Source organism: Nonomuraea pusilla (assembly GCF_900109355.1).
Classification (GTDB): domain Bacteria; phylum Actinomycetota; class Actinomycetes; order Streptosporangiales; family Streptosporangiaceae; genus Nonomuraea; species Nonomuraea pusilla.
Window position 1 is genome coordinate 549,874 of record NZ_FOBF01000004.1, and the last position, 13,051, is coordinate 562,924.

General features: G+C 72.9%; 14 protein-coding genes and 1 tRNA gene. 10 read left to right on the forward strand and 5 right to left on the reverse strand.

Going from position 1 to position 13,051, the window contains the following annotated elements:
* Nucleotides 1–8: 8 nt before the first annotated feature.
* Nucleotides 9–440, forward strand: coding sequence for an ATP-binding protein (locus BMX74_RS11490; protein ID WP_055502935.1), 432 nt, complete (start codon nucleotides 9–11; stop codon nucleotides 438–440).
* Nucleotides 441–570: 130 nt separating this feature from the next.
* Here the strand turns inward: BMX74_RS11490 and BMX74_RS11495 are convergent, their stop codons facing one another.
* The 4 genes from BMX74_RS11495 to BMX74_RS11510 all read right to left on the reverse strand — a co-directional run bounded on the left by BMX74_RS11495 (nucleotide 571) and on the right by BMX74_RS11510 (nucleotide 2,639).
* Nucleotides 571–765 (reverse strand): hypothetical protein, encoded by a 195-nt coding sequence (locus BMX74_RS11495; RefSeq protein WP_055502934.1) that lies wholly within the window; start codon nucleotides 763–765, stop codon nucleotides 571–573.
* 1 nt (nucleotide 766) lies between these two features.
* Nucleotides 767–1,597, reverse strand: coding sequence for a hypothetical protein (locus tag BMX74_RS11500; RefSeq protein WP_091100066.1), 831 nt, complete (start codon nucleotides 1,595–1,597; stop codon nucleotides 767–769).
* The gene (locus BMX74_RS11505) at nucleotides 1,584–2,147 is read right to left on the reverse strand and encodes a hypothetical protein (protein WP_091100067.1); all 564 of its coding nucleotides are present in this window, start codon (nucleotides 2,145–2,147) and stop codon (nucleotides 1,584–1,586) included. The genes BMX74_RS11500 and BMX74_RS11505 overlap by 14 nt, the downstream gene beginning before the upstream one ends.
* Before the next feature lie 66 nt (nucleotides 2,148–2,213).
* Entirely contained in the window at nucleotides 2,214–2,639 is a 426-nt protein-coding gene (locus tag BMX74_RS11510; protein WP_091100070.1) for a helix-turn-helix domain-containing protein, read from the reverse strand.
* 85 nt (nucleotides 2,640–2,724) lie between these two features.
* Here BMX74_RS11510 and BMX74_RS11515 point away from each other — a divergent pair.
* A tRNA-Pro gene (locus BMX74_RS11515) sits at nucleotides 2,725–2,798 on the forward strand.
* 583 nt (nucleotides 2,799–3,381) lie between these two features.
* Here the strand turns inward: BMX74_RS11515 and BMX74_RS11520 are convergent.
* A complete protein-coding gene (locus BMX74_RS11520) occupies nucleotides 3,382–4,050 on the reverse strand; it encodes a FadR/GntR family transcriptional regulator (RefSeq protein WP_091100072.1) in 669 nt (222 codons plus the stop codon).
* Between the two features lie 100 nt (nucleotides 4,051–4,150).
* Between BMX74_RS11520 and BMX74_RS11525 the strand changes: the two genes are divergently transcribed.
* The 8 genes from BMX74_RS11525 to BMX74_RS11560 are packed head-to-tail and all read left to right on the forward strand — an operon-like array spanning nucleotide 4,151 to nucleotide 13,050.
* A complete protein-coding gene (locus BMX74_RS11525; RefSeq protein ID WP_256256879.1) occupies nucleotides 4,151–5,260 on the forward strand; it encodes an amidohydrolase family protein in 1,110 nt (369 codons plus the stop codon).
* Nucleotides 5,257–6,876: an ABC transporter substrate-binding protein gene (locus BMX74_RS11530; RefSeq protein ID WP_091100077.1), complete on the forward strand. Its 1,620-nt coding sequence runs from the start codon at nucleotides 5,257–5,259 to the stop codon at nucleotides 6,874–6,876. Before BMX74_RS11525 ends, BMX74_RS11530 begins: the two co-directional genes overlap by 4 nt.
* A complete protein-coding gene (locus BMX74_RS11535; RefSeq protein WP_055504009.1) occupies nucleotides 6,873–7,805 on the forward strand; it encodes an ABC transporter permease in 933 nt (310 codons plus the stop codon). The genes BMX74_RS11530 and BMX74_RS11535 overlap by 4 nt, the downstream gene beginning before the upstream one ends.
* On the forward strand, nucleotides 7,802–8,602 hold the full coding sequence (locus tag BMX74_RS11540) for an ABC transporter permease (protein WP_091100079.1): 801 nt from the start codon (nucleotides 7,802–7,804) through the stop codon (nucleotides 8,600–8,602). The genes BMX74_RS11535 and BMX74_RS11540 overlap by 4 nt, the downstream gene beginning before the upstream one ends.
* Complete coding sequence (locus tag BMX74_RS11545) at nucleotides 8,599–9,528, forward strand: ABC transporter ATP-binding protein (RefSeq protein ID WP_055502926.1); 930 nt, start codon at nucleotides 8,599–8,601, stop codon at nucleotides 9,526–9,528. The genes BMX74_RS11540 and BMX74_RS11545 overlap by 4 nt, the downstream gene beginning before the upstream one ends.
* Nucleotides 9,525–10,310: an ABC transporter ATP-binding protein gene (locus tag BMX74_RS11550; protein WP_091100082.1), complete on the forward strand. Its 786-nt coding sequence runs from the start codon at nucleotides 9,525–9,527 to the stop codon at nucleotides 10,308–10,310. Before BMX74_RS11545 ends, BMX74_RS11550 begins: the two co-directional genes overlap by 4 nt.
* Nucleotides 10,307–11,764 carry an amidohydrolase family protein gene (locus BMX74_RS11555; protein ID WP_091100084.1) on the forward strand — a complete coding sequence of 486 codons (1,458 nt, stop codon included), beginning with the start codon at nucleotides 10,307–10,309 and terminating at the stop codon, nucleotides 11,762–11,764. The genes BMX74_RS11550 and BMX74_RS11555 overlap by 4 nt, the downstream gene beginning before the upstream one ends.
* Nucleotides 11,761–13,050, forward strand: coding sequence for a DUF6986 family protein (locus BMX74_RS11560; RefSeq protein ID WP_091100088.1), 1,290 nt, complete (start codon nucleotides 11,761–11,763; stop codon nucleotides 13,048–13,050). Before BMX74_RS11555 ends, BMX74_RS11560 begins: the two co-directional genes overlap by 4 nt.
* Nucleotide 13,051 lies beyond the last annotated feature (1 nt).

Here is a 13,051-nt window from a genome sequence, read left to right on the forward strand (position 1 = left end):
GCAGCCGGGTGAACGACGACGTCCAGCCTCAGGAGGGCCGGAGCGCCCCCCGGGGCCGGACGGGCCCGCCGCCCGGCACGCCCGTCACCGAGCTGCGCTTCCACCTGCCCGACCTGCCGCGCGTCCGGGAGGTCGCCGAGGGCGAGGCGCGGGGCTTCGGCATGTCCGCCGACGTCGTCTCCGACCTCGTCATCGCCGTCAACGAGGTGGCCACCAACGCGGTCACCCACGGCGGCGACCACGCCCGCCTGCGCATGTGGCGCAACGGGGGCGACCTGTACGTGGAGGTGCGCGACGAGGGCGCCTGGAAGCCCGGGCCGCAGCCGGGCTCCGTCGGCGGGATGGGGCTGTGGGTGTGCCGGCTGCTCGCCGCCGACCTGACCGTCCACGCGGGGGAGGACGGCAGCACGGTGACCATGCGCTTCCCCGGCAAACCCTGACCGGCACGTTCCTGAGGCCGTGCCCGCCGCGAACGGCCCACGAACGGCGGCGGCCCCCGGCGAGCCGTCATGCGGCACGCCGGGGGCCGTCCGTACGAGGTGAGCGGCCGGCACGCGGGCCGCGAGGAGCCTAGCGGCGGGCACGGCCGCGCCAGCCGCTGTAGCCGGAACGGATGCTCGCCGTGCCGACGCCCGCCTGGTGCAGGGCCAGCAACGTCAGGCCCAGCAGCGCGAACGTCATGCCCGAGATCCCGGCGATCCGCGTGCCCAGCAGGTCGAGCAGGAACCCGATGCCGAACACGATCGCCGCGACGACCGCCAGCATGTCACCTCACCTCCCGCCCGGCACCCGGACGGTGAGCGCCGTCAGCGCCGTCGCCGTCGGCACGGTCGCGCCCGCCCCGCTCGTGGACGCCCCGCCCGGGGACGGTTCGCTCAGGGACCGCCGGTTCGGGGACGGCCCGTTCGGAGGTGGCCCGTTCGGGGGCGGCCCGTTCGGGGGTGGCCCGCAGCTCCTGGCCCGACGGCCCGCGGGAGCCGTCCACGGTCCGCCCGTCCTCCCGCTGCCTGGGGACGTCCCCCTGCACGGGCCGGGCCGGGCCGGTGCCGTGCGCGACGGCCGAACCGGGCCCCCGCGCGGCCTCCCTGCTCGCGGCACTCTCCCGAGCCGCGCCGCCCACCGTGCCGCTCTCCCAGGCTGCGCCGCTCTCTCGCGCCGCGGCGCTCTCCGGGCTGTGGTGGGCGCCGCCGGAGAGGTCCAGCAGGCGCTCCAGGACGGTCCTGTACTCGCGCAGGGCCAGCCGGAGCTGCTCGGTGTCCCGGGCGCCTCCGGCGCCCTCCCAGCGCTCACGCAGGGCGCTCCTGCGGCTCGCCAGGGCCTTGGTGATCGCGTCCACCACCTCGCCGACCAGCCCGTCGGCCCGCCGCACCGCGTCGCCGGGGTCGTCCACGAAGGACGACTGCACCTCGCGCCAGCGCGTGCGCACGTGCCCGGGATCCTGGTCGAAGAGGGCGACGGGACCGGCGTGCGCCGGGCCCGAGGCGGTGCCGTGGGGGTGGTCGTCGTTCGCGCGGCCGTCCCGCGCCGGACGCCGGGAGGAAGGGGTACGAGCGTCCTCCGCCCGCCGGGACGGCACCTTCAGCTCATCGCTGTCCATGTCGTTCACGTCCTCGGGTCGTCTCCTGGAGCAGCTCCTCGAACAGCGCGCGGTAGTGCACCATGGCCTGGCGGAGCTCCTCCGTGGAGGCCTCCTGCCGGGCCGCCCGTCCGCTGATCCGGTGGGCCGCCCTGTAGTGGTCGAGGGTGGTCGCGTGCGCCACCGACAGGTCCGCCAGCCGCTGCTCGAAGTTCTCCGTCGGGTAGCCGCGCTCCGCCATGACGGCCGTCACGAGCTGGTCGGCCTCCGTCACCGCGAACCCGGGCGCGTCCACGAAGCGCTCCTGCACCTCGGCCCACCGACGGGCGTAGGCGTCGCGCGCGTCCTCCGGCAGCGGCCGGATGTCGAGCTCGGCGTGCCGCTGCTCGCGGGCCATGAGGTCGAGCTCGGCGTCGCGCTTGCTGTCGTACTCCGCCATCACACGCTCGTACTCGGGGCCGAAGCGGGCGCGCAGGCGGCCGCGGCGCTGCTGCTGCACCACCACGTACCCCACTGCGGCGACCGCCGCCAGCGCGACCACGACGACGATCACCCAGACTAAGGTGGTCATGATTCGCCTCCGGTCTCTGTGTCGAGACCAGCGACTTCCCTGGAGCAGGCGCGCGAAACCCCGCCCTCAGCGGGCGTCGAGGGCCTCCTGGGCGGCCGCGAGCACGGCTGCGACGTGGGAGCCCTCTGGTGCCGCCGGGACCTCGCTGAAGCCCTCGGCCGGGTCGTAGCGGACGTCCAGCCCCGCGTCCACGAGCCGCTGCGCCCACCGCAGCGCCGTGTTGAGCCGTTCCGGCGCGGGCGGCTTGCCCTGCGCGGCGGCCGACAGGTTCCGCAGGTTCGTGGCCGGGCCCGACTGGGCGTGCGCCCGCGACAGCTTCCACGGCACCGCCCCGCTGTGGTCGAGCATGGGCTTGGCCAGCCCGGCCGCCCGCTTGGCCTGCAGCACCCCCGACTCGCTGACCCCGAAATGCGTGGCCAGTTCCTGCACGCTCAGGCCCTCGGCGACCAGCCTCGCCAGCTCCTGCCGATCGATCGTCGGCCTCCGCCCCACTCCCGCCTCCGCTGTGTGCGCATGCGCGTCTGATGTGCGCTAAGGTTATGACGTCCCGCCCCGCAGAGGGGCGGCCGACACAAACCGGGACGTAGCGCAGCTTGGTAGCGCACTTGACTGGGGGTCAAGGGGTCGCAGGTTCAAATCCTGTCGTCCCGACTGCGTTTTCGCAGATCGGAGAGGGTGTCACGAGATCACGTGGCACCCTTTTCCCGTGACTGGCTGAGTGGCTGTCGATCATGCGGAGCCGAGTCTGCCGCCGACACGTTTCCGGGCGTCGTTGACAGGGCGTCTGCTCGCGTCGTTTCCCGCAGGCGCGGGGCTCTCCCATCGGCTCATGTCGGCGATTGACTTCGGCATGGCCTTCGCCTCGGCCGAGCCGGCCGCGAGGTCGGCCGGGATCGGCTTCACCACCTCACCGACGGACCCCGCGTGGGGCGCGTTCGGCCGGTAGGCGTCTCCTGCCCGGGGGCGGCTCTGTCTCCACCTGGTCATGCGGCCCTGCGGACAGCGGACCGTGCGCGGGCTGCCCGTCCGCCGGATCGCCGGCGTGCGTCTCCTGGCGCGGACGGGTGGCTCGCCTGGTCGGTGCTGCCCCGGCTCAGGGGGTCCGCTCAGGAACCGGGGATCCGCTCAGCGACCTGCGAGTGGAGATCCCGTCCGCCCTGCCGGACCCCATGTGCGGTGTCGTGGTGGTGGACCTCGCCTGAGGGGCGGTTCCCCCTCGGGGTGGGCCGAAGCGTCAGAGGTCGCGCTCCTGCTGGTCGAGGATGGCGAGCGCGATCGTGACCGCGCCTGCCCCGTCGCCGCCCTCGATCGCGTCGAGCAGGTCCTGGTGGGAGGAGTCGGAGCCGAGAACGGCGCGTTCCATGCAGTGATCGCGGCGGACGGTGTCGCGCACCGCCTGGCTCATGCCGCGGTACAGGTCCAGCAGCACGGGGTTGTGCGAAGCCGCGGCGATGGACAGGTGGAAGTCCACGTCCGCGTCGGCGAACGCGTCGAGATCCCCGGCGCGGTGAGCGGCGGTGCGCCGTTCCAGCGTCTCCCTCAGCGCGTCGAGGTCCGCCGGCTCGCGTCGTTCGGCGGCGAGCCGGGCCGCCACGAGGTCGAGGCCGCGCCGCACGTCGATGATGTCCATCGTGGCCGCGTGGTCGAGGCGGCGCTTGAGCGCCACCTCGCCCTCGTCCGTCGCGGTGACGTAGGTGCCGTCGCCCTGACGGGTGGTGAGCAGACCGGCGTGGACGAGCACGCGGACGGCCTCGCGCACCGACAGCCTGCTCACGCCCAGCGCCTCGGCCAGCCGGCCCTCTGTGGGGATCTTGGTGCCGACCGGCCAGACGCCGCTCGCGATCTCCTGGCGGAGCTCGCGGATGGCGGAGTCGACGAGGGAGGTCCGGCCCACATGCCGCATTTGTCCTCTTCTCTAATCATCTGATGTCTGATAATTCTAGGCCACTGTCGCCCTCAGGTTAAGGGGATCAGCCGGTATGGCTCAGATTCTGTTCACCGATATGCGCCCCCACGATGTCCTCGTCGAAGACGGCCGCGTCGTCCCCCTGGAACGGAAGACGGAAGGGTGCGAGGTGGTGGAAGCGGCAGGGCTGCTCGCCCTGCCCGCCCCCGTCGACGCGCACGTCCATCCCGACAAGACCACCTGGGGGCAGCCCTGGCTCAGCCGTACTCCGGCCCACACGCTGCGCGATCTCATCGAGGGCGACGTCGCGGCACGGGCGGGGATGACCGCGCCGGTCACCGCGCGCGCGGGGGCTCTCATGGACCACGCGATCGCGCGAGGCACGCGGGCCTGGCGGGCGCACGTGGACGTCGCCCCGGTGTACGGGCTGAGCAACGTGCACGGCGTGCGGGAGGCGGCCCAGGCTCGCGAGGACCTGCTGGACGTGCAGATCGTCGCGTTCCCCCAGCTCGGGCTGCTCACGATGCCGGGGACCGCGGAGCTGATGGAGCGGTCGCTGAAGGAGGGCGCGGACCTCCTCGGCGGGCTCGACCCCGTCGGCGTCGACGGCGACCTGCACGGACACCTCGACCTGCTGTACGGCATGGCCGAGCGGCACGCCGTACCCCTCGACATCCACCTGCACGACCGCGGCGAGCAAGGGGTCGCGCAGGTTCTCGAGATCGCTCGCCGGGCGAGGACCAGCGGTGTGCCGACCACGATCAGCCACGCCTTCTGCCTGGCCGACCGCGAGGACCTCGCCGAGACGCTGGCCGAGGCGAAGGTCGCGCTGACCACCTGCGCGCTCGGCGCCGACCCGGTCCTGCCCGTCGGGCCGCTGCTCGAAGCAGGAGTGCTGGTCGGCCTCGGATCCGATGGGGTGCGGGATCCGTGGACGCCATTCGGCGACGGCGACATGATCAACCGCGCCCATCTGCTCGCCTACCGCACCGACGCCCGCACCGACGAGGAGCTGGCGACGTGCTACGAGATCGCGGCGCACGGAGGCGCCGCCCTGCTGGGCCTGGAGCCGGCGCGGCTCCAGCCCGGCGACCCCGCCACCTTCATCCTGGTACACGCCGAGTCCGTGGCCCAGACCGTCGTGGACAAGCCCACCCCCCAGTTCGTCGTCCGCAACGGACGCGTTCACGAAAGGTCCTCTTCATGATCCGCCGTGCCCTGCCCGCGGCCGCCGCTCTCGCGCTGGCCCTGACCGCATGCGGCCGACAGGCCGTACCACCACAACAGCAAGGAACGGGCGGAGCGCCCAAGCTGGAGCTCAGAACGGTCACCGCCCCGGCCACCGGGGAGCTGGACAAGGCGACGTGGAACCTGCCGTACGAGCCGCAGACCATCGACCCGATCAGGTCGTTCAACTACGCCGAGAACACCGTGCTGGCCAACATGTGCGAGAGCCTGCTGCGGCTGACCCCCGAGTTCCGCATCGAACCCGGCCTCGCGGAGAAGGCCGACAACCCCACCCCGACGACGTGGGTCTACACGATCCGCGACGGCGTGAAGTTCTGGGACGGCGCGCCGCTGACCGCCGAGGACGTCGCGGCCAGCCTCGACCGCCACCTCGATCCCGCGCTCGGCACCTGGTGGGGCGACTACTTCCACAACGTGGAGTCGATCAAGGCGACGGGGCCGATGCAGGTCACCGTCACCCTGAAGCAGCCCGACGTGCTGTTCAACCAGGCGATGGCCACCGCGGCCGGGGCGATCGTCTCCGCCGGGTACGCCAAGAAGAAGGACCTGGGCTCGCCCACCGGCGGCGTGATGTGCACCGGCCCGTACCAGTACGAGAGCTGGAAGTCCGGCGACTCGCTGACGATCAAGCGTAACGACGCCTACTGGGACACCGCGCTGCGGCCCAAGACCAAGGAGCTGGTCTTCCGGTTCATCGCCGACGAGACCACCGCGGTCAACGCGCTGCGCTCCGGCGAGGTGGACGGGCAGTACTTCTACCTGCCTCCCGCGGGGCTCGGCCAGCTCCAGCAGTCGACGACCGGCTCGGTCACGCTCGGCAGGTCGCTGACCTTCTGGACGCTGCTGGGCGCAGCCAAGTCCGGCCCCTACGCCGACCCGAAGGTCCGCCGGGCCCTGTCGCTGGCGCTGGACCGGGCGGCGATCTCCAAGGTGGTCTTCCAGGGCACGGCGCTGCCGCAGCGCACCCTCGCGGGCGCCGAGTACTGGGGCTACCAGCGGGACGTCTTCCAGAAGGCCCATGACGCGATCCCTCCGGAGACGCCCGACCTGGCCAAGGCCAAGCAGTTGCTCACGGAGGCCGGCTCGCCCACCCAGACCATCACCATCGGGATCCAGGGCAGCTCGGCCGTCCACGAGCAGACCGCCAACCTGATCAAGGCGACCGGCGAGGCGCTCGGCCTGAAGATCGAGATCAAGGTGATCCCGGTCGAGCAGTACGGGAACCTCTACAGCGACCCCAAGGCCCGTGAGGGCATCGACGCCTTCTTCTCCACCTGGTACGGCAACGTCCCCGACCCGCTCGACATCTACACCGTCTTCCTGGCGGGCGGCCGCACCAACTTCAACGACTACGCGGGCGTGGACGGCGACATCACCAAGGCGCGGGCGGCCTACGACGAGGCGGAGCGGGCGGCGCTGGTGACGACGATCCAGCAGAAGGTCACCGCCGACGTGCCGTGGATGCCGCTGAACAACCTGCCGGTGATCCTGTACATGAACAAGCGGGTGACCGGCGCCGTCGCCTCCTTCCCCTACCTGTACTACCCGTGGGCCGCCGGGCTCGGCGCGGCATGAGGTTCCTGGCGAAACGGCTGGCAGGGCTGGTCGCGGTCCTGCTGGTCGCCTCCTTCCTGGTGTACGGCCTGCTCTATCTGGTGCCCGGGGGGCCGATGGCGTTCCTGCTCGGCAACCGCAGCGGCACCCCCGAGCAGATCGCGGCCATCCGCGCGCAGTACCACCTGGACGATCCGTTCCTGGTGCGTTACGCGGCCTGGCTGCGGGACGCCGTGACGGGCGACTTCGGCACCTCCCTGGTGTACCGGCAGGACGTCTCCGCGCTGATGGCCTCCCGGGCGACGACGACCGTCTTCCTGGTGGTCTACGCGACGCTGCTGATCGTGACCGGCGGCGTGGCGATGGGCCTGCTGGCCGGGCTGCGCGGCGGCAGGGCCGACGGCGTCGTCACCCTCGTCTCCTCGGCGTTCCTGGCCACGCCGCCGTTCGTGGTCGGGGTGATCCTCGTCATCGTCTTCGCGCTGGGCCTGGGCTGGTTCCCGGTCTTCGGCGCCGGCAGCGGGTTCGGTGACCGCGTCCACCATCTCACGCTCCCGGCGGTGACGCTCAGCCTGGCGAGCGCCGCCTTCCTCGCCCGCGTCACCCGCGCCTCGGTGGCCGAGGAGTCGGGCCGCGAGCACGTGGAGACCGCCCGCAGCCGCGGCCTGGCAGAGGGGCACATCGTCCGCAGGCACGTGCTGCGCAACGCGGCCATCCCGGTGGTGACCGTGGCCGGCCTGAACGTCGCCGGGCTGATCGCGGGCTCGGTCGTGGTGGAGAGCATCTTCGCCCTGGACGGGCTCGGCTCGCTGTTCGTCCGCGCGATCCTGCAACGCGACTTCGCGATCGTCCAGGCGGTGGTGCTCGTGCTCGTCACCGCCTTCGTCCTGATCAATCTGGTGGTGGACCTGTGCTACTCCGCTCTCGACCCGCGCCTGTCGCGGCAGTGACCCGCCGGCTGGGCGGGCCGGGCGTGGCCGCCGCCGTCCTGCTGGCCGCCATCGTGGCGATCACCCTGCTCGCTCCGCTGCTCGCGCCCTACAACCCCGACCTGCCCGACCTGTTCAACGCGCTGGGCGGCGCCACCGCCGCGCACCCGCTGGGCGGGGACGCCCTGGGCAGGGACGTGCTGTCCCGGCTGATGTACGGCGCGCGGACCACGCTGCTCGCCCCGGTGCTGGTGATCTGCGTCGCGAGCGCCGCGGGGACCACGCTGGCGATCGTCGCCGCCTGGGCGGGCGGCAAGGTCGACGCGGTCGTCTCCCGCCTGCTGGACGTGCTGTTCTCCGTGCCCGGCATCGTCTTCGCGCTGGTCACCGTGGCTGTGCTCGGTCCCGGCGTCCCCGGCGTGGTGATCGGCCTGGCCGTCGCCTACACCCCGTACGTCGCTCGGGTGGTGCGGAGCGCGGCGCTGCGTGAGCGCGGCCTGCCGTACGTGGCCGCCGCCTGGGTGCAGGGCCGTTCCGCGACCGCCATCTGCCTGCGCCACCTGCTGCCCAACCTGCGGCCGATCATCGTCGCCCAGTCGGTCTCCGCGCTCGGCTTCGCGGTGATCGACGTGGCGGCGGTCTCCTTCCTCGGGCTGGGGGTGCAGCCGCCCACCGCCGACTGGGGGTTGATGGTCAAGAGCGGGCTGGACAGCGCCATGCGGGGCCAGCCGCTGGAGGCGCTGAGCGCGGGGCTGCTGATCGCGCTGGTCGTGGCCGCGGTGAACCTGTTGGGTGATCGCCTGGGGAGGCAGTCGTGAGCCTGTTGACGTTGGAGGGCTTCGGCCTGGCCGTTCCGTACGGACGAGGCCGGCGGACGCTGGTGGAGCAGGTGGACCTGACCATCGGCAGGGGAGAAGCCGTCGGGCTGGTGGGGGAGTCGGGGTCGGGCAAGTCGATGACCGCGCGGGCGGTCATCGGCCTGACACCGCCGGGCGCCCGCGTGACCGGCCGGATCGTCTTCGACGGTGCCGAGGTGCCCTCGGGCAGGGCCCTGCGGCGGCTGCGGGCCGAGCGGATCGCGATGATCTTCCAGGATCCGCGGGCGCACATCAACCCCGTCCGCAGCGTCGGCGACTTCCTCACCGAAGCCATGATCCACAACTTGGGGACGCCGGTGCGGCAGGCGTCGGCGCGAGCCGTGCGACTGCTCAAGGAGGTCGGCATCGGCGACGGCGAGCGGCGGCTGCGCCAGTACCCCCACGAACTGTCCGGCGGCCTGCTGCAGCGCGTCATGATCGCCTCCGTGCTCGCCGTCGAACCGGACCTGGTGCTGGCCGACGAGCCGACCACCGCACTGGACGTGACCAGCCAGTCGGAGGTCATGGCCATCCTGGACGAGCTGCGCCGCGAGCGAGGCATGGCCATGCTGCTGATCACCCACGACCTGGAGCTGGCCGCCGCCACCTGCGACCGGCTCGCCGTGATGTACGCGGGCCGGATCGTGGAGGACATCGACGGCGAGCCGCGCCACCCCTACACGCGTGGCCTCATGCGATCGCGGCCCAGCCTGGAGGAGGCCGTGCACCGGCTGCCGGTGATCCCCGGACGCCCCGTGGCGGCGTTCGAGGCCGGGGAGGGCTGCGCGTTCGGGCCACGCTGCGACCTGGCCGAGCCCCGCTGCCGTGAGACGCGGCCGCCGTTCGTCCGAGGGGTCGCCTGCCTGCGAGCGGAGGAGACGGCATGAGCGTGATCGAAGCGGAGCGGCTACGCAAGGTGTACGGCGACGCCACCGCCGTGGACGAGGTCTCCTTCACCGTGGCCGAAGGTGAGTCGCTGGCCATCGTGGGAGAGTCCGGGTCGGGCAAGACCACGGTCGCGCGCATGCTGCTCGGCCTGGAGACGCCCACCGCGGGAACGATCAGCGTCTGCGGCCGGCCGCGGCCGCCAGGCCGGGTGTCGGCGGGGGAGCGGCGCAGACGGGCGCGAGAGATCCAGATCGTCTTCCAGGACCCCTACTCCTCGCTGGACAGGCTCCAGCGGGCCGGCGACGTCATCGAGACGAGCCTCGCCCTGCACTTCCCGCTCACCCCCGCCGAGCGGCGGAAGAAGGCGCTGGACCTGTTCGAGTCCGTGGGCCTGGCCGAGCGCCACGCCGCGATGCTGCCGAGGCAGCTCTCAGGAGGGCAGCGCCAGCGCGTGGCGATCGCCCGCGCCCTGGCGGTGGAGCCGCGCGTGCTGGTGCTGGACGAGGCGGTCGCCGCGCTCGACGTCTCGATCCAGGCCCAGATCCTCAACCTGCTCGCCGACATCCGGGAGCAGCGGTCGATCAGCTACGTCTTCATCTCCCACGACCTGGCCGTGGTCAACCAGATCAGCGACACGGCGATCGTGATGCGTCACGGCCGCGTGGTGGAGCGGGGAAACACCCGCGACCTGCTGCGCGAGCCGCAGGAGGACTACACCAGAGCCCTGCTGGCCGCCGTACCCAGGCCCGGATGGAAGCCGACCCGGAGAAACGCACAGTGAGCACTCTCGTCAAGGCGTCGTTCGTCATCGGTTTCGACGGCGACGACCACGTCATCCACCGCGACGGGTGCGTCGTCTACGACCGCGACCGGATCGTCCACGTCGGCCGCTCCTACGACGGCACGGTCGACGAGGTGATCGACGCCGGCGCGGCGGTCGTCGGACCCGGTTTCATCGACCTGGACGCCCTCGCCGACATCGACCACGCCATCCTCGACACCTGGCACGCCGACTCCGCCGGGCTGCAGTGGTCGCACGACTACGCCGTCAACCGGCGCCGCGCCGTCTTCCCCGTCGAGGACACCCTCTTCATCCGGGAGTACGCCCTCACCCAGCTCATCCGCAACGGCATCACCACCGCGATGCCGATCGCGGCCGAGACGCACAGCGCCTGGGCCGAGTCGTACGAGGAACTCGCCGGCGTCGTGGAGATCGCCGGACGGCTCGGCCTGCGCATGTACCTGGGGCCGTCCTACCGCTCCGGCGTGCCGGTGGTGCGTGCCGACGGCGTCAGGGACGTGCACTGGGAGCCCGCGCTCGGCGAGAAGGGGCTCGCCGACGCGGTCCGCTTCGTCCGGGACTTCGACGGCGCCCACGACGGCCGGATCCGGGGGGCGTTGCTGCCCTGCCGCATCGAGACCGTCACCCTCGACCTGCTGCGCGCCACCGCCCGAGCCGCCGCGGACCTGGGTTGCCTGGTCCGCCTGCACTGCATGCAGGGGTTCACGGAGCTGCGGCTGCTGCGCGAGTGGTACGGCCGGCACCCGCTGGACGTGCTGGCGGAGGTGGGCCTGCTCGGCCCCCGGCTGCTGATCCCGCACGCCCTCTACCTCGGAGACCCCGAGACGCCGCATCAGGGATCACCGGACCGGCTCGCGGCCCTGGCCGGGATCGTGCACTGCCCCCTCACCTTCGTCAGGTACGGGGACGCGCTCCGCGACTTCGACCGTTACCGGGAGGCCGGGGTGAACGTGGCGCTGGGCACCGACTCCTTCCCCCCCGACATGATCCGCAACATGGACTACGGCGGCAACCTGGCCAAGCTGGTCACCGGACGGCTGGAGGCAGGCTCGGCCGCCGACTACTACCGGGCCGCCACGCTGGGCGGCGCCCGCGCGCTGGGCCGGGACGACCTGGGCCGGCTCGCCCCCGGCGCCAAGGCCGACCTGGTCGTCGTGGACCTCTCCGGCCCGCGCACCGGCCCCGTCGACGACCCGGTCAGGACGATGCTGATGAACTGCACGGGCGCCGACGTGTCCACCGTGGTGATCGACGGCCGGACGGTGATGCGCGACCGGATGATCCCCGGGGTGGACGAGGAGTCGGCGCGGCTTCGCGCGCAGAGGTGTTTCGAGACGATGAAGGCCGCCTACTCCGAGCGCGACCACCTGCGCCGCGACCCGTCGGCGCTGTTCCCCGGGTCGTTCCGCGACGGCGCGGAGGCCGGCTCATGAACCGCGCCGACGCCTTCGCCGAGTTCACCGCCGGACTCGCCGCCGAACTCGACACCCGGCTCGCCGCGGCGGACGAGCGGCTGCGTACGGCCTACCCGGGCGAGACGCCCGGCCGGCAGCCGGTGCACACCGTCTACGTCCCGGCCGACCGCTACACCGCGGACACCGTACGGACATGGGGCCGGCAGGCCCGGGCGGCGCTGGCCGAGCACGGCCGGACCGCCGCCGAGTTCGCCGACGCGCTCGGCCTGCCGCCGCGGACGGCGGCCGAGGTGTACGACCGGGTCCGGGCCAAGCTGGAGCGGGAACCGGTCGAAGACCTGAGGATCGACTTCGAGGACGGCTACGGCGACCGCTCGGACGCGGACGAGGACACCACCGCCCGGGCCGCGGCGAAGGCCCTCGCCGCGGCCGTCGCCTCCGGCGGCGGCTCGCCCTTCTGCGGCATCCGGTTCAAGAGTCTCGAGGCGCCGACCCGGCGGCGCGGCCTGCGCACCCTGGCGCTCTTCCTGGAGACCCTCGGCCCGCCGCCCGACGGCTTCGTCGTCACGCTCCCGAAAGTGACCTCCGTCGCGCAGGTGGAGGCGATGGTGCTGGCCGGCGAGCGGCTGGAAGCGGCGTACGGGCTGGAACACGCAAGCCTGCGGTTCGAGATCCAGGTGGAGACACCGCAGGCGGTCCTCGGCGCGGACGGCGTCTCGCCGCTGGCGCCGATGATCCACGCCTCGGCCGGGCGCTGCACGGGCCTGCACTACGGCGCCTACGACTACTCGGCGGCGCTCGGGGTGCCGGCGGCGTACCAGAGCGTGGAGCATCCGGTCGCCGACCACGCCAAGGCGGTGATGCGGGTCGCCGCCGCCGGCACCGGCGTGCGCGTCTGCGACGGCTCGACCAACGTCCTCCCGGTCGGCGGCGCCGGCGCGGTCCGCGCCGCCTGGCGACTGCACGCGCGCCTGGTCACGCGCGCGCTGGAGGGCGGCATCCACCAGGGCTGGGACCTGCATCCGGCCCAGCTCCCGAGCCGGTACGCCGCCGTCTACGCCTTCTTCAGGGAAGGGTTGCCGGCCGCGGCCGCCCGGCTGCGCGGCTACCTGGAGCAGGAGGAGTCCGGCTTCCTCGACGAGCCCGCGACCGTCCGGGCGATGGCCGGGTTCCTCGCCCGAGGTCTCGACTGCGGCGCTGTCGGCGAGGCCGAGCTCCACACCCTCACCGGCGTCGCCCCGCTCGAACTGCGCGCCCTCACCCGTCCGCCGGGTGCGCGCGGCGGCGACGGGACGGGTGCCTGAC

Bases quoted from the DNA above. Each gene is read 5' to 3' on its own strand.
- BMX74_RS11495 (WP_055502934.1), bottom strand. From the start codon at position 765: ATGCTGGCGGTCGTCGCGGCGATCGTGTTCGGCATCGGGTTCCTGCTC.
- BMX74_RS11500 (WP_091100066.1), bottom strand. From the start codon at position 1,597: ATGGACAGCGATGAGCTGAAGGTGCCGTCCCGGCGGGCGGAGGACGCT.
- BMX74_RS11505 (WP_091100067.1), bottom strand. From the start codon at position 2,147: ATGACCACCTTAGTCTGGGTGATCGTCGTCGTGGTCGCGCTGGCGGCG.
- BMX74_RS11520 (WP_091100072.1), bottom strand. From the start codon at position 4,050: ATGCGGCATGTGGGCCGGACCTCCCTCGTCGACTCCGCCATCCGCGAG.
- BMX74_RS11525 (WP_256256879.1), top strand. From the start codon at position 4,151: ATGCGCCCCCACGATGTCCTCGTCGAAGACGGCCGCGTCGTCCCCCTG.
- BMX74_RS11530 (WP_091100077.1), top strand. From the start codon at position 5,257: ATGATCCGCCGTGCCCTGCCCGCGGCCGCCGCTCTCGCGCTGGCCCTG.
- BMX74_RS11535 (WP_055504009.1), top strand. From the start codon at position 6,873: ATGAGGTTCCTGGCGAAACGGCTGGCAGGGCTGGTCGCGGTCCTGCTG.
- BMX74_RS11550 (WP_091100082.1), top strand. From the start codon at position 9,525: ATGAGCGTGATCGAAGCGGAGCGGCTACGCAAGGTGTACGGCGACGCC.
- BMX74_RS11560 (WP_091100088.1), top strand. From the start codon at position 11,761: ATGAACCGCGCCGACGCCTTCGCCGAGTTCACCGCCGGACTCGCCGCC.